The organism is Mariniblastus fucicola, from assembly GCF_008087665.1.
GTDB lineage: Bacteria > Planctomycetota > Planctomycetia > Pirellulales > Pirellulaceae > Mariniblastus > Mariniblastus fucicola.
The window spans coordinates 38,936-58,303 of the sequence record NZ_CP042912.1 but is presented as its reverse complement, the minus strand read 5'-3'; the positions used below and the strand labels follow the sequence as shown (position 1 = coordinate 58,303).

General features: G+C 53.5%; 16 protein-coding genes. 9 read left to right on the top strand and 7 right to left on the bottom strand.

Going from position 1 to position 19,368, the window contains the following annotated elements; genetic code table 11:
- Positions 1–60 precede the first annotated feature (60 nt).
- A complete protein-coding gene (locus MFFC18_RS00230; RefSeq protein ID WP_075085728.1) occupies positions 61–1,383 on the top strand; it encodes an outer membrane protein assembly factor BamB family protein in 1,323 nt (440 codons plus the stop codon).
- A 149-nt stretch (positions 1,384–1,532) separates the two neighbouring features.
- Here MFFC18_RS00230 and MFFC18_RS00225 read toward each other — a convergent pair whose 3' ends face one another.
- Complete coding sequence (locus MFFC18_RS00225; RefSeq protein ID WP_075085729.1) at positions 1,533–2,798, bottom strand: PQQ-binding-like beta-propeller repeat protein; 1,266 nt, start codon at positions 2,796–2,798, stop codon at positions 1,533–1,535.
- Positions 2,799–2,925: 127 nt separating this feature from the next.
- On the opposite strand from MFFC18_RS00225, the gene yjjX reads away from it, so the two are divergent.
- From yjjX to MFFC18_RS00205, 4 genes are all read left to right on the top strand, one after another.
- Positions 2,926–3,468, top strand: a complete 543-nt coding sequence (yjjX, locus tag MFFC18_RS00220; protein WP_075085730.1) for an inosine/xanthosine triphosphatase — start codon at positions 2,926–2,928, stop codon at positions 3,466–3,468.
- A gap of 96 nt (positions 3,469–3,564) precedes the next feature.
- Positions 3,565–3,930 carry a VOC family protein gene (locus tag MFFC18_RS00215; protein ID WP_075085731.1) on the top strand — a complete coding sequence of 122 codons (366 nt, stop codon included), beginning with the start codon at positions 3,565–3,567 and terminating at the stop codon, positions 3,928–3,930.
- 94 nt (positions 3,931–4,024) lie between these two features.
- On the top strand, positions 4,025–5,542 hold the full coding sequence (gene amaB, locus MFFC18_RS00210) for an L-piperidine-6-carboxylate dehydrogenase (protein ID WP_075085732.1): 1,518 nt from the start codon (positions 4,025–4,027) through the stop codon (positions 5,540–5,542).
- Between the two features lie 99 nt (positions 5,543–5,641).
- Positions 5,642–6,019: a GxxExxY protein gene (locus MFFC18_RS00205; RefSeq protein ID WP_075085733.1), complete on the top strand. Its 378-nt coding sequence runs from the start codon at positions 5,642–5,644 to the stop codon at positions 6,017–6,019.
- 43 nt (positions 6,020–6,062) lie between these two features.
- Here the strand turns inward: MFFC18_RS00205 and MFFC18_RS00200 are convergent, their stop codons facing one another.
- Both MFFC18_RS00200 and MFFC18_RS00195 read right to left on the bottom strand, forming a co-directional pair.
- Positions 6,063–7,091 carry a DUF6331 family protein gene (locus tag MFFC18_RS00200; protein WP_084417310.1) on the bottom strand — a complete coding sequence of 343 codons (1,029 nt, stop codon included), beginning with the start codon at positions 7,089–7,091 and terminating at the stop codon, positions 6,063–6,065.
- A 133-nt stretch (positions 7,092–7,224) separates the two neighbouring features.
- On the bottom strand, positions 7,225–9,168 hold the full coding sequence (locus tag MFFC18_RS00195) for a sigma-54 interaction domain-containing protein (protein ID WP_075085734.1): 1,944 nt from the start codon (positions 9,166–9,168) through the stop codon (positions 7,225–7,227).
- A 122-nt stretch (positions 9,169–9,290) separates the two neighbouring features.
- On the opposite strand from MFFC18_RS00195, the gene MFFC18_RS00190 reads away from it, so the two are divergent.
- Together MFFC18_RS00190 and MFFC18_RS00185 are read left to right on the top strand one after the other, a co-directional pair.
- On the top strand, positions 9,291–10,121 hold the full coding sequence (locus MFFC18_RS00190; protein WP_075085735.1) for an enoyl-ACP reductase FabI: 831 nt from the start codon (positions 9,291–9,293) through the stop codon (positions 10,119–10,121).
- Positions 10,122–10,433: 312 nt separating this feature from the next.
- On the top strand, positions 10,434–11,876 hold the full coding sequence (locus MFFC18_RS00185) for a L,D-transpeptidase family protein (protein ID WP_075085736.1): 1,443 nt from the start codon (positions 10,434–10,436) through the stop codon (positions 11,874–11,876).
- On the opposite strand, the gene MFFC18_RS00180 is transcribed toward MFFC18_RS00185, so the two are convergent.
- The 3 genes from MFFC18_RS00180 to folK all read right to left on the bottom strand — a co-directional run bounded on the left by MFFC18_RS00180 (position 11,860) and on the right by folK (position 15,742).
- Entirely contained in the window at positions 11,860–12,276 is a 417-nt protein-coding gene (locus MFFC18_RS00180) for a hypothetical protein (RefSeq protein ID WP_075085737.1), read from the bottom strand. The two genes, MFFC18_RS00185 and MFFC18_RS00180, sit on opposite strands and share 17 nt — an antisense overlap.
- Positions 12,277–12,676: 400 nt before the next feature.
- Positions 12,677–14,662, bottom strand: coding sequence for a thioredoxin domain-containing protein (locus tag MFFC18_RS00175; protein ID WP_238381318.1), 1,986 nt, complete (start codon positions 14,660–14,662; stop codon positions 12,677–12,679).
- Positions 14,663–14,953: 291 nt separating this feature from the next.
- Positions 14,954–15,742 carry a 2-amino-4-hydroxy-6-hydroxymethyldihydropteridine diphosphokinase gene (folK, locus tag MFFC18_RS00170; protein WP_157665209.1) on the bottom strand — a complete coding sequence of 263 codons (789 nt, stop codon included), beginning with the start codon at positions 15,740–15,742 and terminating at the stop codon, positions 14,954–14,956.
- Positions 15,743–16,367: 625 nt separating this feature from the next.
- On the opposite strand from folK, the gene def reads away from it, so the two are divergent.
- Both def and fmt read left to right on the top strand, forming a co-directional pair.
- Positions 16,368–16,949, top strand: a complete 582-nt coding sequence (def, locus tag MFFC18_RS00165; protein WP_075085739.1) for a peptide deformylase — start codon at positions 16,368–16,370, stop codon at positions 16,947–16,949.
- 46 nt (positions 16,950–16,995) lie between these two features.
- Positions 16,996–17,967: a methionyl-tRNA formyltransferase gene (gene fmt, locus MFFC18_RS00160; protein WP_075085740.1), complete on the top strand. Its 972-nt coding sequence runs from the start codon at positions 16,996–16,998 to the stop codon at positions 17,965–17,967.
- Between the two features lie 25 nt (positions 17,968–17,992).
- Here fmt and MFFC18_RS00155 read toward each other — a convergent pair whose 3' ends face one another.
- The gene (locus MFFC18_RS00155; protein WP_157665210.1) at positions 17,993–19,303 is read right to left on the bottom strand and encodes an ATP-binding protein; all 1,311 of its coding nucleotides are present in this window, start codon (positions 19,301–19,303) and stop codon (positions 17,993–17,995) included.
- Positions 19,304–19,368: the final 65 nt, after the last annotated feature.

Genomic DNA, 19,368 nt, shown 5'->3' with positions numbered 1-19,368 from the left:
ATGAATCCGCACCCAATGCTGCTACGATTTGGCCGTCCCCATTCATCCTTTGGTGCCTCAATGCCTTGCCAAAAATTCGCAGCCGCTTCTCTCTTGTTCATCGCCCTCGCAACGTCGGCGATTCTGGACGCCAACGCACAAGACTGGCCTCAGTGGCGAGGCGTTGATCGCGACGGAGTTCTCGCGACTCCGATCAAACCGTCTGCCGACGGACCCAAGCACGATTGGACTGCTGAAATCGCTGGCGGCTATTCTGGCCCGACCGTTGTTGATGGCAAAGTCTACGTGATGGATCGCGTTACCGATCCGAAACAGATCGAACGCGTTCACTGTTTCGATTTGGCGACTGGAAAAAACGTTTGGACGCACCAATACGACGCGACCTACCAAGGCATCGGCTATCCCGCCGGACCGCGGGCTTCGGTCATCGTGGAAGACGGCAAAGCGTACTCGGTCGGATCGATGGGGCATGCTTTCTGTTTCGACGCCGTGAACGGAAACGTGATTTGGACAGTCGACTTTAACAAGGACTACAAGATCGTCGCCAACAAGCGAATGCCGATCTGGGGTATTTCTGCCAGTCCGCTGATCGTGGGCAGCAATGTGATCTTTCACGTCGGTGGAAGCGATGGAGCCTGCGTCGTGGCGATCGATCGCGAAACCGGCAAGGAAGCGTGGCGTTCGCTCGAAGATCGGGCTCAGTATTCGGCGCCGGTCGTGATGAAGCACGCCATGAGTTCGTCGATCATTTGCTGGACTGGCGACTCGGTGGCCAGTTTGAAACCGGAAACCGGCGAGATCCGTTGGCGCTACGAGTTCACTCCCAAGAACATGCCGATCGGTGTCGCGACGCCGGTGATCAAGGACAATCAAATCTTCGTAACGTCGTTTTATGATGGCTCGCTGGTGTTGGAGGTTGGCGACGATGGCGACAGCGTTTCCAAAGTCTGGTCGGCGGTTGGTCCGAACGAAAAAATGACGAAGTCACTACAGTCAATCATCAGCACGCCGATTTGGCTGGGCGATTACATCTACGGCGTCGACAGCTATGGTCAGCTGCGTTGCCTGGACGCGAAGACGGGCGAGCGGATTTGGGAGAACCTCGACGCGGTGCCGAAAGCTCGCTGGAGCACGATTCACTTTGTGCGAAACGGATCCGAAGGCGACACGATCTGGATGTTCAACGAACGCGGCGAAATCATGCTTGGCAAACTGACACCGGATGGCTTTGAAGAGCTTTCACGGTACAAGATCATCGATCCGACCCGCGGACAACTTCGTCAACGCGGCGGGGTTTGCTGGTCGCATCCCGCATTTGTCGATGGTCAGATCATCGTACGCAATGACAAAGAAATGAAAGCCTGGACGCTAGGCGAGAAGTAGCCAACAGGTGGCATAGGCTTCCAGCCTGTGGACGCGATTTAAGAGGTGAAGTAAGTGAAGACTTAAGGCGAGAAACACCAAACCGTAAAACGTGGAACAATAAATAGACGCTCCGCCCATGCATTCACAGGCTGGAAGCCTATGCCACCTTACTTCAACGACACTTCGCCAGACGTCTTCTTCCAGCGGAAAATTTTCAACGCGTTCAAATCTCGCACGAACAAGCGGTCCGAGGTCGCGGCGAGATGAGCCCAGCTATCGTCTGCGACTTTCCGTTGGTCAACGACTTCGAACTTTTCAGGATTCGCACGGAACAAGATCAAGTCGCCTCGTTCGTCGAGCGCCATAATCCGGTCGCCGGCCGCAATCAAACTGGCATACTTTCCGTAAGGCTTTGTGCGCCATTTGACTTCGCCAGTTTTCAAATCGAAGCAGACAAAACGCTGGTTCCTCAAACGCAAATACGCATGCCCATCGACGACAACCGGAGTCGTCATGTAGCCCTGCATCGCAGCTTTCCATTTTTCGGTCAGCTGAAAAACTCCGCCGCTTTGAGACACCTCGAAGAACTGCGAAGTGCCACCATAAGTCGATAGGAAGATTCCGTCTTCGAACACAGTCGGCGTCACGATATTCATTCCACGGAAAGCCGGAATTTCCTGCGACCAGAGTTTTTGTCCGGACTCGAGGTCGACGCCATTGAGCGTGGTTCGTGTCAGCACAACAGCCTGACGCTTGCCAGCGAAAGTTGCGATGCTTGGTGAGGAAAATGCACTGCCGTTCATTCCGCCGCCGTCGTCGAGCGATTTCCAGACCGTGTCGCCTGTTTTCTTGTTCAGTTTTTGAAAGCAACCGCCAGCTTGCACGTAAACATATTCGCCATCGATCAGCGGCGAAGACACGAAACCAAAGTCCGGAACCTTCGTGCCCGAATCCGCTGGGAAGTCACGCTTCCAGATCTGCTTGCCGGTTTCCGCATCGAGACAAACCAGCACGTCTTTCATGCCGGCGACGTAAAGTCGTCCTTCGTCCCAGGCTGGGGTCGCGCGAATCCAGCTTCCGTTGGCGGACGCGAAGAAAGGGACTCGCATCGAACCCTCCCAACTGGCGCTCCAAAGTTCGCTGCCATCGGAAATGCGAATCGCTTTGACGACTTCGTTCTTCTTATCTTGCGTTTCGGTAACAAAGACCGTGTCGCCGACCACGATCGGACCGCTGTATCCAGGTTGCAGCGCGATTGACCGCTCTTCGACCAGCTTGTCAACGGAAAGCGTGTCGGGCCAGAGGACTTCCGCGATGCCGTCGCGATTTTGGCCTCTCCACTGAGTCCAATCGTCGGCGCTGCTCTGCGCGAATGCGGCTTGAGCCGTCAGAAATGAAATGGCAACGATCAGAATAGGCAATTGGCGTTTCATGGCGGTTTTCAAATATGGATTGGTGCAGACTGGCTCGAACGTAACCGCTCAAATTGCTGCGGCATAACGACGCCACCAAAATTGCTAGGATGTGTGGCTCGATGACTCTCATTTCCAAGTAAATCCAATGTCTGAATCCGTTTCCGTCGCGGTTGGTTCGCTCAATCCCGTCAAAATCAATGCCGTCCGCGGTGCGTTTGTTCGGCAATGGCCCGATGCTTCGGTCGTCGGCGCGGAAGTCGATACCGGCGTTTCCGAGATGCCGATGAGCGACGAAGAGTGCCTGGCGGGTGCTCGGAACCGAGCGAAACTGGCTCGGGAAGCGAACGATTCGGACTTCGGAGTCGGGCTCGAAGGAGGCGTGAATCTGGAAGCCACCGGCTTGATGTTGTTGGGCTGGGTGGTGATCATTCACCGCGACGGAACCGAGAGCGTTTCGTGCACTTCGAAGATCCCGCTGCCGAAGATGCTGGCCGATCGAATTTTGGCGGGTGAGGAACTTGGGCCCGTGATGGACGACGTTTTAAAGGTCACCGGAACGGCGAAAAAAGGCGGAGCATCGGGCGCGTTGACGGCTGGATTGGTGATGCGGCAGGATAAATTCGAAATGGCGGTGGCCTATGGACTGGCTCCGTTTGTCGCGCCTCAGTTCTACCAACCGGACAACTAAAACATACGTGGCACGGTGGTCTCCACCGTAGAAATAAAGCACACGGTGGAGACCACCGTGCCACAATTCTACTGAACCAATCGACGAGCAAAACTCATGAGCAACCATCACAAATTTCACTACCTCGAATTCCCCGCAACCGACTTGGCCGCGATGAAAGATTTCTACGGCGCCGCTTTTGGATGGAAATTTAAAGACTGGGGCGATGCCTACGTTGAGATCCAGGAATCGGGCGTGCACGGCGGATTTGCGTTGGCGACGGAAGAACGTGGACCTTCCAATCAGGGAGCTCTGGTGATCATCTACTCCGACGATCTGGTGCAAAGCGAAAAGACGGTTGTCGAATGCGGCGGGGAGATTTCGATGGCTCCGATCGACTTTCCTGGCGGGCGACGATTTCACTTCCTCGATCCAAGCGGCAACGAATTGGGTGTCTGGACCGAAGTCCCGATTCAAGAATAGCCGCACGTTTCACTCGAACTAAACTCCGCGTTCAAAGCGCTGCTTTCGCTGCTTCTGTTGAAGGCGATACGACATACTTTTATAGGCAACCGAAATGAATCCACTTCTAACCAAGCTCAACATCGAAACCGTCAACGCTGGAGCCTGCTTCGGTCACGATGGCTGGATTGAGGATTCAACCGCGGAGCTGCTGGATTCGATCAACCCTTCGACCGGCGAAACGATTGCTCAGGTTCAACTGTGCTCGACAGCGACCTACGATCGTGTCATCGATGAAACGGCCGAGTCCTTCAAAACGTGGCGATCGGTTCCGGCACCGAAACGCGGAGCCCTGATTCGTGATCTTGGCAATGCACTTCGCGAAAATCTCGAACCGTTGGGCGAATTGGTGTCGTTGGAGATGGGAAAGATCCGAGCCGAAGGGATTGGTGAAGTTCAGGAGATGATCGACATCTGCGATTTCGCAGTCGGACTTTCGCGGCAGCTTTGCGGATCGACAATGCACTCCGAAAGGCCCGGGCATCGGATGTACGAACAGTGGCATCCGCTGGGGCCGGTCGGCATCATTTCGGCTTTCAATTTTCCCGTCGCGGTTTGGTCCTGGAACGCGGCGCTGGCTGCAGTTTGCGGTGACACGATGGTTTGGAAGCCCTCGCCGTTGACTCCGCTGACGGCCGTCGCGACTCAGCATATTTGCAATCGCGTCACGGCAGATCATGGCGTGTCGGGTCTGTTCAGCTTGACGATCGGTGACAACGAAACTGTGGGCGGCCGAATTCTGGACGACGAGCGATTGCCTTTGATCAGTTTCACGGGCTCTTCAAAAGTCGGACGGATGGTGGCGTCGCGCGTCGCGGGGCGATTCGGCAAAACGCTGTTGGAACTCGGCGGTAACAACGCGATTATTGTGGAGCCCGACGCGAACCTTGATCTTGCGATCCGTGGCATCGTGTTTGGCGCTGTTGGAACGGCAGGACAACGCTGCACTTCCACGCGCCGGTTGCTGGTGCATGAAAGCTGCATCGATGAGGTGATTGAACGATTGAAGAAAGCGTATGCTCAGGTTTCAATCGGCGATCCGCTTGCTTCTTCGACGCTGATGGGTCCGCTTATCACACCGGAGTCAGTTGAAAAAATGACCGGCGTAATCGAGCAAGCCATTTCCGAGGGCGGAAGTCTTGTTTGCGGCGGCGACACGATCGAGGGGCAGGGCAATTTTGTGCAGCCGACGATCATTCGCATGCCGGTGCAAACGGATCAGGTGATCGAGGAGACTTTTGCGCCGATTCTTTACGTGATTCCGTATCAAAACATCGGCCACGCGATTCAAATTCAGAACTCCGTTCCGCAGGGGCTTTCCAGTTCCATCTTCACCACCAATCTACTGACCGCGGAGAGATTTTTATCCGCGACGGGATCCGACTGCGGCATCGCGAACGTCAACATCGGCACCAGCGGCGCCGAAATCGGCGGAGCTTTCGGGGGCGAAAAGGAAACGGGTGGAGGACGTGAATCGGGGAGTGATTCCTGGAAGGTTTACATGCGTCGTCAGACAAACACGATCAACTGGTCGGAGGATTTGCCGTTGGCTCAAGGAATTCAGTTCGGATAGGACATGCTTGTTTTTGCCGCTGGCTCACAGGTTTAGGGCAGGCTACAACATGCTCGTTTTTGTCCACGAATCACACCAATCTTCACGAATGACAAGCGGATGAAAGAGATCATATTTAAAGATGAATGCTACAAAATTGTTGGTGGGGCGTTTGCGGTTTACAACGACAAAGGCTGTGGATTTTTCGAACCCGTTTATCAAGAGTGCCTTGAAATTGAATTCGCTTTTCTGGGGCTCCCTGCTAACAGCCAACAAGAGCTCAAACTGACTTATCGCGGCCAGGAATTAAAACAAAAATACATACCCGACTTCATTTGTTTTGAAGAAATCGTTGTAGAAATCAAGGCCGTTGAACACTTGAACGACAATCACCGTGCTCAACTTCTCAATTACCTGAAAGCCACCGGTTTTCGACTCGGGATACTAATCAATTTTGGCTCACATCCCGATCTCGAATGGGAGCGCATTGTCAAATAGTTGCATGACATTCGTGAAGATTGGTGTGATTCGTGGATAGAAATCAGCCGACGCGAACAACCATTTCACCCAACGGTTTGCGGACTTTGGCGTACTTGCTGTTGATGTCATCTTCGGCACGATAGCCGATTGGCAGCACAAGAACGGAATGCAGATTCTTCGATTCGAGGCCAAGAATTTCGTCGTACTTCGCCGGCTGGAACCCTTCCATCGGACAGGCGTCAATGCCCAGCATCGCACAGGCTGCCATCGCGGTTCCCAACGCAATGTAAGCCTGCTTGGTCGCCCATGATTTTCGGTCGTTGTCATCAAAGCTCATGATCGAACCAATCATTTGCCTCGCGTAGCCATCGAGTTGCCCTGGCTCAAGGCCGCGGGCCGCTTCCGTTTCCGCCGCGCTCTGTTTGATGTAGTCCGCGTCGATGTCGGTGCGAATCACAAACACCAAAACAGCTGACGCGTCCGCAACCTGATTCTGGCCGTAGGATGCATCGACCAGTTTCTCCTGAAGCGATTTGTCCTGTATCAGCAAAAACTGATAGGGCTGCAGACCGTAAGAAGAAGCCGACAGATTCGTCGCACTCAGAATCGTCTCGATGTCCTCAGCACTCACAGCTTTCGTCGCATCAAACTTCTTGGTCGCGTATCGCCATGACAGAGCCCGGACGAAATCGTTGCCAAGTTCTGGCTGATGGGAAGTCGTCGAAGGCGTCCCTTCCGGTTTCCACTCCACCAGATTGCTCTGCTGATTCAACTCCAAAGCGTGCTTCAGATTCGTCTCGATCTGATCCGCCAACTGATCGACTTGAGCCGTCGAAAAGAACTGGTTCATTTCGTTTTCGTCTGATTCGTAACCTTCCTCAGATGATCCCGTTCCGAAACGAATGCGAAGATCTTCCAGCTGATCGTTGAGCAACCCAACCGTTTTGTCTGTCGGTTCGCCGCGAGATTGATGCAGCCAGGAAGCGATATGCACCGGAGAGAAATCGAAAGCTTCGATGCCGCAGCATTCTTTCACGCACAGCTTTTCGCAGTAGGAAACCAAATCGGAGAGAGGGGAGGGCAGTGGCATAACGATCGCTTTAAAGGAATTTGTGTTTTGGAAAGTATACGAATCAGGCGTTCGGTTGGGTACTGTTTAACAACGAATCGCGGCCGCTACGAAGAACGTCCTGCTCGATCAAGCACGCCACCATGCCACGAATTTAATCGTCGCTCATGCCCAGCTGCTTCATCTTGCGATAAAGGTTACTGCGATGCAGGCCCATCCGCTGTGCGGCTTCGGTCACGTTGCCACCACAATGATCGATGTGTCGCTGAATGTAGTCGATCTGAAACTCCTTCGTCGCGTCGGTCAGCGGCAAATCCATCGCGATGCCGGAGTCCGCGTTTTCCTTTTGCGGAGCATTCACGAACGCCAAATCGTCGGGACGAATCTGATCGCCTTCGGAAAGATACGCAAGTCGCTCCATCATGTTGCGTAGTTCACGGACGTTGCCAGGCCAGCGATGCGTCAGCAACCTGTTTCGCGCCGCAGCACTGATCTTTGGCGTTTCGCGACGAGCTTTGGCGCAAAAGTTCGACAGAAAATGTTCGGCCAGCAGAATCACATCGTCCCCACGCTCGCGCAGCGGAGGAATCTCGATCATCACCACGTTAAGCCGAAAGAACAAATCCTCGCGAAACTTCTTCTCGCCAACGAGCGCCGCCAAATCCTGATTCGTCGCCGCAACGACACGAGCCGTGGTCGGGATCGGCACGCTGCCACCAACGCGAACGACGACTTTCTCCTCCAGAACGCGAAGCAGTTTTGCTTGCCCGCCGAGGCTCATGTCGCCGATTTCGTCAAGGAAAAGCGTCCCGCCGTTGGCCAGTTCGAACTTCCCTTCTCGTGCCTGATGCGCATCGGTGAAGGCACCTTTCTCGTGACCGAAGAGCTCGCTTTCGAGCAACGTTTCGCTGATCGCCGCACAATTCACTGCGACCAAAACTTCGTCGCGGCGGCCGCTAAGATAATGAATCATCTGGGCGACGACTTCCTTACCCGTGCCGTTTTCGCCCGTGATCAGAATCGCCAACTCGGTATCGGCAACCCGCTCAACCGTCGACTTCAGTTTCTTGATCCCTTCCGACTCGCCGATCAAATTCACTTCGTCGGCGGCTTGGGTAGCGACCGTCCGTCGGACCGTTTCCAGGTGCTCGACGTGTTGTGTCGTGTCGATCGCAATCGTGGCATGCGATGCCAACTCTTCCAGCGCCGCCTGGTCGCGGTCGGTGAAGTTGCCTTCGTTGCGGTTGATCAACTCAAAAGCGCCAATCGTTTTGCCTTCGGCGTTCTTCATTGGAACGCACAGCAACGTTCGCGTTTGAAAGCCCAGCTGTTCGTCAACGCTGCGGTCGATCTGTTTTTGCTCGCTGGAAATATCCTCATCGACCCGCGCCGGTTCGCCCGTCGACATCACCTGGCCCACGACGCCGGCGTTGATCGGAATTCGCAACGTCCCGTCTTCCACGCCGAGCGCTGGCTTGCCGATCAGTTCTGTATTGTTCGAGTTGGGCAAGAAGATTGTGGCTCGTTCGGCACCGACCAGCCGCGTCGAGGCTTCTGCGATTTCAATCAGCAACGCATCCGTTTCGCGCGACTGATTCCAGCCGGCAGTCATCTGCAAAAGTGCTTCCAGCTGTTGGACCCGTTTGTTGGCTCCCGAACGGACACGGTACGCTTTGAGCCCGACACCCAACGCCGCGGCGAGAACGTCGAACGCGATTTCGTCCGTCTTGTCCGTTTGCTGCACCAACAGTTGCCCGGAATCCATCGGACGATTTAGCGGTGACGCGATCCAGCCACCGCCGCTTTGACATCGCTCGGTATCGAGAACTTCGGCGAGCAATTCCACCGGCAGGGCTTCTGGTTTGAGCTTTCCATCCGTTGCGGCCAGAATTCGCCACTGGCCTTTGACGCCCTGGACGACAACCGTCTGTTTGGATTTTGAAAACGAATTGAGTTCGCCGCTGGCGGCTTGAAGGAAGCTGCGGGACGAATCGTTGGCTGCCGAAAGGTAAATCAAATCCGCCAGTAGTTTTGCGCTTTCGCCACCGGAAGTTCCGGCTCCGGGGTCGAGTCGCTGGGTGTTGGCGGACGGGTTCATACAGCTGTCGGGGCGGTGCAATTGTTGGTTTTCGGGAAACGGCTATAGTAACACAGTCCGCTTTCGGCGATTAGTGTCCGATGCGAACCCGCACTAATGATCACCAATTTCAGGATATTTTGATGGGCTTCTTTGAAGGCAAAAAAGGTTTGATTCTCGGCGTCGCCAACGACCGCTCGATCGCCTGGGCAATTGCGAAACGAATCATCGACGAAGGCGGCGAGTGCGGTTTTTCCCACCTACCTGACCGTGAGGACGATGAAAAGAAACGTAACAAAGGCCGTGTTGAGAAAGCTTTGAAGAAGCTCGGCGACGGTTACCAGCCAGCTTTCCTTGAGCCGCTGGACGTGCAAAGCGATGAGCAAATCGAAGCCATCATGAAAGTTGCCGCGGACAAGTTCGGCAAGATTGACTTCCTGTTGCACTCGATGGCTTTCGCGCATCCGAACGACCTCAATGGCGACACGATCGAAACCAGTCGCGACGGTTTCAAGATGGCGATGGACATCAGCGCCTACTCGCTGATCGCAGTTTGCAACGCAGCCAAATCGATCCTGAGCGAAAACGCTTCGGTATTGTGCATGAGCTATTTCGGCGGCGAGAAAATCGTTCCCGGCTACAACGTGATGGGAATTTGCAAAGCGGCGTTGGAAGCGTCGATGCGCTACATGGCTTACGATCTGGGTCCGGCCGGAGTCCGCGTTAACGCGTTGAGTGCCGGACCGGTGAAGACGATTTCCGGCGTCGGCGCGGGCGTCGGTCCGATGATGAAGATGTACGAACACGTGGCGCCGATGTGCCGCAACATTACCCTATCGGAAGTCGGCGATTCGGGCGCGTTTCTGCTATCAGAAATGGCTGGCGGAATTTCGGGCGAAGTCATGCACGTTGACGGCGGCTACAACGCGATGGGTTCTCCTGGCCGATTGGTTGAGTTCATCCCAAAAGACTAAGCGTCTGCTGGCAAGTTCATTGCCTTCTATACGTTGACTGCAATCGTTTAACGGCAAGCCGCAGGCGACTGCGTTCGATAGTGCGGCCTGTGTTTGATGGTACGTGCCGCGTTCGATAGTGCGCGACGCGCTCAATAACACAGACTGCGCGTCATACAGAAACACCGTCGCCTTCGGCTTGCCGTTAAACGAAAGTGCTTGCAAATTCGATCTGGGCTCGCGTTTCTGATCCTGCTAATCTCCCGCGGAATTTAACGATACCAAGGGACCGCTGCGCTATTTCCATAGCGGTTTAGCTCAAGGAGAATCGACGTGCAATCGCTCAAAAGTACCGCATTCGCAGTCACACTGTTGGCCATCGCTTCCGGACTCTACTTTGTTTCCAGCGACAACACGGCGCCCGAAACCGTGCAGGATGATCTGATCAAGATCGACTCCAGTCTGTCGACCGCCCAACAGGGATCGATGACGATGCCCTCGTACGATCTCAACAGCCAGACCGCTCCGATGCAAATCTCGACCGGTGGCAATGCAAACCTTGCGAGCAACGGATCTGGCGGAAGTTTGCCATCGCTTTCCACTCCCGAACTGCCAAAGCTCCAGACGCCAAACCTGAATCTGCCGACGAACCAGTTTTCCAACAGCTCACCGGCGTCGCCCTCGACAAACAAACCACAATCGCCAACGCTTCCTTCATTTTCCGGTTCTCAAAGCCAGTCAAATCCGGGCAACCAGCTTTTACTTCCGGAGATCGCCACGCGACAACCTGTCAGCACCGCGCCGACGACTCGGGATGACGGACTGATTGACGCTCTGAAGACCAACGATTTCAATCCACGCAACGCGATTGCTTCGAACGACAACGGATTCAAAACCAACCCACCGGCTTCCACAAACTCTCCGCTTACCAGTGACAATTCGTTTAACTCTCAAGCGTCGGCAGTGGCCAAAGACGAAGAAGCCAACACGGTAAAAAGTGCGGACGGCACCCTTGGCTCTCTTTCGATGCCCGATTTCAAACGGGAACTTTCAACCAATCCAGTACCGGTTTCCATCGCAAGTGTTTGGACCGAAGTTGATCGACTGATTGCGGCGGATGAATATCGCAAAGCTCTCGGCGTGCTGTCCAAGCACTACGGACGCAAAGGACTGACGGGTCCGCAAGAGCAGAAGCTGCAAGGTTGGCTGGACGCTCTCGCTGGAAAAGTAATTTACTCTACCGAGCATCACTTTGTTCGAAAGCCCTATCTGGTCAAACGAGGCGAGACCCTTGAATCGATCTCGCGTCAGTTTAAAGTGCCAGGCGAAGTGATCTACAACATCAACCGCGCACAATTCGGCCTCACCAACGAAGTCACCCCGGGCATGGAACTGAAGATCGTCAACGGACCGTTCCACGCGGAAGTTGATCTGGAAGAAAAAATGTTGACGCTGTTCGTGAAGAACCTGTATGCCGGTCGCTTTCCAGTCGCTGTAGGCATCTCCGGCAAACCGGATGCGGGCAATCACAAAGTAATGATCAAGTCACCCAACGGGTTCACCTGGAGAGATGCGGCAGGCAAAGAGTATCCACCGTCGTCGCCAGGAAATGGGTACGGGCCTTATTGGATCGGGCTCACCGGCAGCCTGTGCATCCACGCGGTGCCATCGGGTACTCCGCATGGACATCGCGGCTGCATCGGACTGAGCGAGAAAGACGCAAAAGACGTCTACGGCATCCTGTCCAAAGAATCGCAAATTAGTATCGTCCGTTAACATCCGTGATGTGCCAAATCGACTCGGGTGCGTCACTGAACAACAAACTGAAGTTTGGCAAGTTGTAGGTCAGCGGATCCGAAAGCGTCAGGTACATCAACAAGCCAAGCTGAAAGAGCGTGATTGCCACCAAGACTGTTTTGGCGTGTCGGTACCGAGTGCGAAACATCCACATCAGCGAAGCCAGAACGCAAACCGTTCCCAATGCTTTGCCGACAATGAAGAACGAGAACCCGCTGGGATCCAGATTGATCAACGCCATGCAAATGGGGTTCTTCTCGACCGTACTGATTTCGCTGTTGGCAACCGCGAACCAGATATCAACGCTCGATATCGCTGCGATCACGGAATAGCAAAACGCTCGGACGACTCGGCCAGTGGTAAAAAACGCTTTCGGCATCGACCAAGCTTGACGATACCGGCATCCTTGGGGGATCGTAATGGAAGACATATTGGTAAACTTTCACAAACTCTTAATGTTTAGATGAGTGCCATTGCACTATCCAATACACGAGCATTTGCCATGCCAAAGTGCCATAAATAACCATTGAAGTTTTCAACCCCTACGACGCCAAGCAGGGGTTAAATCACAACCGCACGATTTGGAGCGAGACAGTACCAGCGGGGACTGCTGAAAGAAGTTGCATCGGTAAGTCCGAAGCCTGACCCCAAAGCAGGTTTTGGGGGAACGAGCTTTCTGAAACCGATCTTCGGTGCCGATACGGGCAAATTTGCCGATTCTTGGTGCCTCAAATCAGGGCACGCCAGGAATTTCGATCGGTCGATTTGCTAGCGGCTGACTACTTTTTCAGCTTCAACGCGGCAATGAGCATCCGTGGAGCAATCGTGGGATATTTGTCCATCAGCCCGGACGCCGATAGCACGGTCGCGAGTGCTTTGTCTTTGAAGGAATCGTCCTTGGTTGCGTTGGCCAGATAGATCAAGTTATTGGCAGACACACTCGATCCAGACGGTTGGGCTCCATCGGCAGCGCGTTTGGTCCGGATGATCAGCGTCTCGTGATCTTTCGAGGTGTAAAAGTATCCGCCGTTCTTTTCATCCCAAAACAGCTCGTCCTGTTTCGCCTGCAACTTCACCGCAGCATCGATCCACTTTTTGTCGTCGGTCGCCTTGTGCAAAGCCAGCAGACCTTCGATCAGACAGGCGTAGTCTTCGAGGTAGGCGTTGAGTTTTGACTCGCCATCAGTATTCGTCCGCCATAGCCGGCCTTCTTCGTCGGTCAGTTTCGTCAATGCAAAATCAGCGGCTCGCGATGCAACGTCGACGTAGTGAGCATTCTCGAAGACGCGTCCTGCGTCGGCAAAGCCTCGAATCATCATTCCGTTCCAACCGGTCAGGATTTTGTTGTCCAGCAGAGGGCGAGGTCGTTTGGCTCGAACGTCAAACAGCTTTTTCCGTGAGTCGACAAGTTTTGCATCGGTTTCCGCATCGAGTGCTGATTTCAGTTGCGGCGCGTAGTATTCGCTTTCGAAGTTCGGTGCTTCATTCAGTCGATAGGTTTCCGCGAAAAGTTTGAACGCGTCGTCGCCCAGAATTTTCTGGACTTCATCTTTCTCCCAGCGATAGAACTTTCCTTCGACGCCTTCTGATTCAGCATCGAGCGCTGAATAAAACCCGCCCTCTGGCGAAGTCATCTCGCGTTCGACAAACGCGAGCAATCCTTCGACAGTCCTTTTGTATTCAGGTTTTGGATCCAGTTTATAGGCTTCGGCATAAACCGATGCGAGTTGACCGTTGTCGTAGAGCATTTTCTCGAAGTGAGGAATGGCCCAGAATCGATCGACACTGTAGCGATGAAAGCCACCGCCGAGGTGATCGTACATTCCGCCGAGCGCCATTTTGCTGAGCGTTTTCGCCAACATGTTTTTGGCATTTTCCTTTTCTTCGCCGTCGGGTTGTTGGCGAATCCACTCTTGCAACAGCAGCAAATTTGAGGGCTCTGGAAATTTGGGACGATCAGGAGTTGCCGCAACGAATCCGAATCCTCCCCATTCCGGATCGAAAGATCGCTTCAATTGCTGCAAAGCTCGCTTGGTCCACGAACCCTTGATCTTCTTCGCCGCCAATGGCGGACTGCCTTCGAGTTGCGACCGGGTGATTTCCGTCAGCTGATCAGCCATTTTGGTAACGCCGTCGCGATTGTCGTTCCAGCTATCGCGAATTCGTTTCACCACCGAAAGGAACCCGACTCTTACTCCACGGTCTCCATCACGGGCAGGAAAATAGGTTCCGCCGAAAAACGGTTTTCCTTCAGAAGTCAAAAACATCGACAGCGGCCATCCGCCACCCTGACCGTTTCGAGTCAACTGGTTGTAAACATTGAGGCTTTCCATATAGATCTGATCGACGTCCGGCCGTTCTTCGCGATCGACTTTGATGCAAATGAAATTCTCATTGAGAAACGAGGCAATCTCTTCATCCAAAAATGATTCACGCTCCATCACGTGACACCAGTGACAACTGGAATAGCCAACCGAAAGAAAAATTGGTTTTCCCTCATCGCGAGCTTTCTGCAGCGACTCCTCGCTCCATGGATACCAGTTCACCGGATTGTGAGCGTGCATCAGAAGATAGGGACTGCTTTCTTTTGCCAACGCGTTGGTGTGTTTTTTGGCGTCTTCGTCCAGAGATTTTTCGGCAGCCTGCTCCTGAGCTTGCGAAGTCTTCACCAGGTCTTCGTTGGGCGATGAGCAACCGACGGCCAAAATCAAAAGTGGCATCAGGAACGTCCGGATGAAGCAAAGATATCCAGGGCTGGGTTTCATGTTCTGGTTCGCGTCGGGTTGGTGGATGGACAATTTTCTGGGCGCAAAAAAATGAGCCTGACTGAGAAAATAAGGTCTCAAGTCAGGCTCAAAATAACATCATGTTTGTGCCACGGCTGGAAATTCTTTGTGGCCAATTCCAGTCGCTTGGCAATATCTTAATTCCAGGTACGTTCGAGAGTCAACGCCAAGGCCACTATTGGTTGTCATTGGTTTGGTTTCTCGCAGAAGCGTTCGGTGGATCGGTTTTCGTCGAGCGTTGGCTGGGATTGCGGGGCTTTGGCTCAAGCTTTATTGCATGGCGTCGATTGCAGCGAGAATCTCTCTGGTGGCATGAACATCGCCAAGTGTCTCATCCAACCGAAGCGTTGGCCCAGCAAAATTGTATGCGAAACGAGTCAGCTTTTCGGTCTCTTCGTCCAAATTCGTTTGATTGAAGTAAGCCACGACCAGTTTCGCGTTCACGGCTTCCGTCATAAAGGCGTTGACAGTACTCGCTACATGTACCGTAGAAGGAACGTTTGCGACAACGGCATCCGCAAAGCTCGCATCATTGGTAGCGAGAACGATATTCTGTGTTGGTTTCTCCAGATGGTCCACCAATTGTTGCAGCGTCATCCCCGACTCCGGGTGCACCATATCAGCGGCCACGTCGAGGGCTGGCTCCAGTACAAAACGCCGAAACGACATCCTTGGGTGCGGAACCGTCAGCTCTTTGCTGCGAATTTGTTGGTCGCCGAAGATAAGCAGATCAAGATCAATGGTTCGTGGCGCCCAGTGTTCGTCGCGTTCACGTCCAAACTCTTTCTCGATTTCGATCATCGCGCGATGAAGTTCGCCAGGGTTCCACGTCGTGAGCACGCGAATTGCGGCGTTAAGGTACTCGCTCTGCGACGCCGAATCGTCTGTAGATTGCCCGGTGATGGCTTTGGTTCGCACAGCTTGAGAACACTTCAGTTCCAAAATTTGCGGCGCGTTCTGCAACGATTCAACTGTTTTTCGCAGCGTTGATTCGGCGTCTCCCTGATTGGCGCCGAACGCGATTAAAGCTTCGGCTTTTTTGGGAGAAGATTGATTCATGGTCAGGTTCAACGAGGAAAAGAAAAAACGACGAAAGAACATCCTGCTCGATCGCCGTTTTTATCCAACCGAATGAAGACTGGATTATAAAGCTACCCGAAGGCAACCGTCGCTTTCTCGATTCATTATGGCCAATCCATAGCCCAGAATCGATTCCACGATGCGTTAAAGGGTTGGGACTCCGTGTCCATAGCTGTTCACCACCGACTTGTGTCCTTGGTCGCCCCCCCGTCTCATTGGCGCCCGTCCATGAGCGCGACTGTCTCCATCCTTATTTAATCGTCGTAACGTTCTGGGCCATCCTTACCCCTTCAGTCCCACCAACAACAGCAGCGATTCATAAGCAAAAATTCTTGATCCAATTCCTGCGGACAACTTTTCACTTCCTTACCGTTGTTGGTGCGGCCAATGTTAAGCATCGATGAATCTCTGTCAAGCAAATCACCAATTTTTTTCGATGCCATCATCCAAAAAAATTCTCTCCGATTGATTGACGAGTCAAAAGATTTCGCGCACGCAAATCGGATCGCGCGGCATCCATTTCTGTTTGACGTTATCATGGTGACACCCCGAAGCGGGTCGAAACTCCGATGAATTCTGAGCTAAAAACCACCGAGCAAGTTCCTTGAAAATCATTCACTATCCTCATCCAACGCTGCGTTACAAATCAAAACCGGTAACCGTCATCAATCGTGAACTCAAAGAGATCGTTCGCGAAATGTTCGTACTGATGTACGCCGCGAAGGGCATCGGGTTGGCTGCGAATCAGGTGGGACTTCCGTTGCAACTGTTTGTTATCAATCTTGCGGGCAACCCCGATGAAGGCGATGAGCGGGTCTTCATCAATCCGGTGATCAGCAAACCTGGAGGCCAGTCCGAAGCGGAAGAAGGTTGTCTGAGCATCCCCGAAGTCAACGGTATGGTGCTGCGCCCGGAGAAGGTGCACGTGTCTGCTTTCGATCTTGCCGGAAACGAAATCGATGAAACCGTGGACGGACTGTTGGCTCGAGCCATTCAGCACGAACATGACCATCTCAACAGTATCCTGTTTATCGATCGACTGTCGGAATCGGTGAAGAAGAACATCGATGGACAACTGTACGAGTTCGAAAACCATCACCAGGCACTGGTTAAATCAGGGGAGATTCCTGATGTCGAAACCAACATCAAGCAACTCGCTGAAATCGAAGCGAAGTTTTGCGTTTAATACAACAAGCCGAACAAGGCATTTTGATTGAAAGCGGTTTCCGAGCATGCGTTTGATTCTATTTGGAACTGGGCCCTTTGCGGTGCCTTCCTATGAAGCGCTGATTGATCAGCACGAAGTAGTCGCCATGGTGACGCGTCCGATCGAAGACGGTGGCAAGCGTCGCAAGACTGCTGAAAATCCGACGCGTGATTTGGGTGAAGCCAAAGGATTGAAAATCCTGGATCCGCCCAACTGCAATGAAGCGGATTTCGTAAAACAGCTCGAGGCCTTCAACGCGGATCTGTTCGTTGTTTGCGACTACGGCCAGATACTTTCGCGAGACTGTTTGGCAGCGGCACGACTGGGTGGAATCAATTTGCACGGTTCGCTTCTGCCGCTTTACCGTGGTGCAGCCCCGATCCAGTGGTGCGTCTACAACGGCGACACGGTCACCGGTGTTACGGTAATTCACATGACGGCAAAACTCGATGGTGGCCCATGCATTGTGAAATCTGAGCTGACGATCGGTGCCGATGAAACTGCGGAAGAGCTTGAGCCACGTTTGTCGAATCTCGGACACGCTGCGATTGAAAAAGCCATCGCCATGCTTGAGTCATGGGACGGTGAATCGACGCTGGGTGAAATTCAGGATCCCGCGATGGCAACGAAAGCGCCACGGCTGAAAAAGTCTGATGGGAAAATTGATTTCAGTCGAACAGCGACGCAAATTTTCAATCAGGTCCGTGCCTTCGTACCTTGGCCTCGCTCGTTCATGAACTGGACTCCGCAAGGAAAAAGTCCCATTCGTTTAATTGTTGGAAGAACATCGGTCGTCGACGAAGCTGACATGGCGGAAGAAACGCTGACTGATGTTGATCCGGGCGCGGTCGCGCTCTGCGATTCAAATCGATTGTGGATTCAGACCGGCGTAGGGCTAATTTCAATTCTGGAAATTCAGCCTTCGGGCAAACGCATGATGCCGATCTCGGACTTTTTGCGAGGCCATCAACCGAACGTTGGTGACGTACTTTCGTAGTGGTCAATCGTGAACAGGTGGCGAACTATTTCTGACCGCGAAACGAAACCGTTGCGGTCGTGCCTTCGCCTGGTGCCGATCGATAAACGACATCGCCATCAACACCCCGCAGCACGTTGATCGCCAGGAACACACCCAGCCCCATGCCTTTTCCCGGCGGTTTGGTGGTAAAGAAAGGTTCGCTGACACGTTGCAGAATTTCTTCCGGCATGCCCGAACCCCAATCGGTAATCTCTACCTCTGCTTTGTCACCGCGATGCGTAACGGCGAGCCGCACCGAACGACCGGACTCGTCGGCGTCGATCGCGTTCTTTATCAGGCCTCGAATTGCCTGGCTTAAAGCATCGAGAGGAACATCGACCATCCAGGAATCTGCGTCTGGCGGCAAGCTCACCTCGACGCGACTGGCACCGATCAGGCCTTCGAGGCAGCTATCGATTAGTTCCTCCATGGAAACAGATTGCATTTGTTCGCCAATGCTTTCGCCGGCGTGGCTGGACATGCGATCGAGAATACCTCGGCAGCGATCCAGCTGGCTGCGAATCAGACTGACGTCCTCCACGACATCATTGGCACCGGGAAAGTTTGGCGGATGCTGCTCGAAAGCTTTCTCGACATCCTTGGCAACGATGGCGATGGTTGACAGCGGTGTCGCCAGTTCGTGTGCCGCGCCGGCGGCAAGCGTTCCGAGTGCTTCGATTTTCTCATAGCGTGCTCGCGACTCTTCAGCTCTGCGGACAGTAACTTGCTGCTGACGAAGTTCGTCCGTGAGCCGTGTCATGAAGTAAACGATAACGCTTGAGCAGGCTGTGAAAGCGACTAACAGACCTACGTGCCGAAGCGTCGCGATCCCGTGGTCGGTAATCGAATCCAGCCCCATGTCCAGTTGTTCGATCTGGTGATGGTCGAACAGCAGCCCGGCAAAACAAAGGATTGACATCACGTTAAGTCCCCAAGCCCACTTTCGGTTCAGAACCAGAGCCGAGAGGCTCACGTTGACAAAGAAGAACAATGAAAACGGATTGTTGGGGCCGCCCGTCGCGTACAGCAGGGTCGTCAGTGAAAACAGGTCCATCAACAGAATCACGCCCATGACGCGATTCGATGGCTTTGGTTTGACTTCTTTTTTTGCCAGCGACAAATACCAGTGCATCAGCATGAGGTTCGACACGGCGGTCAGCGAGATCGCCACGGCCAACAGCCAAACCGAAGGAAGCTTAATTTTGAACAGTCCGATCGTGATCATGATCGTGACCACCTGACCGACCACCGCGACCCAACGTAGTTTGATCAGCCAGCTGGCATTGATGAGGTGTCGATCTGAACTGGCATCCATTGTCATCTGCGTTGTATCGTCCCAAATGGCCCATTTGGTTTCTTGGGGAATTTAATCATGGGCCA

Coding starts and splice junctions, on each gene's coding strand:
- MFFC18_RS00230 (WP_075085728.1), top strand. CDS start 61: ATGCCTTGCCAAAAATTCGCAGCCGCTTCTCTCTTGTTCATCGCCCTC.
- MFFC18_RS00225 (WP_075085729.1), bottom strand. CDS start 2,798: ATGAAACGCCAATTGCCTATTCTGATCGTTGCCATTTCATTTCTGACG.
- yjjX (WP_075085730.1), top strand. CDS start 2,926: ATGTCTGAATCCGTTTCCGTCGCGGTTGGTTCGCTCAATCCCGTCAAA.
- MFFC18_RS00215 (WP_075085731.1), top strand. CDS start 3,565: ATGAGCAACCATCACAAATTTCACTACCTCGAATTCCCCGCAACCGAC.
- amaB (WP_075085732.1), top strand. CDS start 4,025: ATGAATCCACTTCTAACCAAGCTCAACATCGAAACCGTCAACGCTGGA.
- MFFC18_RS00205 (WP_075085733.1), top strand. CDS start 5,642: ATGAAAGAGATCATATTTAAAGATGAATGCTACAAAATTGTTGGTGGG.
- MFFC18_RS00200 (WP_084417310.1), bottom strand. CDS start 7,091: ATGCCACTGCCCTCCCCTCTCTCCGATTTGGTTTCCTACTGCGAAAAG.
- MFFC18_RS00195 (WP_075085734.1), bottom strand. CDS start 9,168: ATGAACCCGTCCGCCAACACCCAGCGACTCGACCCCGGAGCCGGAACT.
- MFFC18_RS00190 (WP_075085735.1), top strand. CDS start 9,291: ATGGGCTTCTTTGAAGGCAAAAAAGGTTTGATTCTCGGCGTCGCCAAC.
- MFFC18_RS00180 (WP_075085737.1), bottom strand. CDS start 12,276: ATGCCGAAAGCGTTTTTTACCACTGGCCGAGTCGTCCGAGCGTTTTGC.
- MFFC18_RS00175 (WP_238381318.1), bottom strand. CDS start 14,662: ATGAAACCCAGCCCTGGATATCTTTGCTTCATCCGGACGTTCCTGATG.
- folK (WP_157665209.1), bottom strand. CDS start 15,742: ATGAATCAATCTTCTCCCAAAAAAGCCGAAGCTTTAATCGCGTTCGGC.
- fmt (WP_075085740.1), top strand. CDS start 16,996: ATGCGTTTGATTCTATTTGGAACTGGGCCCTTTGCGGTGCCTTCCTAT.
- MFFC18_RS00155 (WP_157665210.1), bottom strand. CDS start 19,303: ATGGATGCCAGTTCAGATCGACACCTCATCAATGCCAGCTGGCTGATC.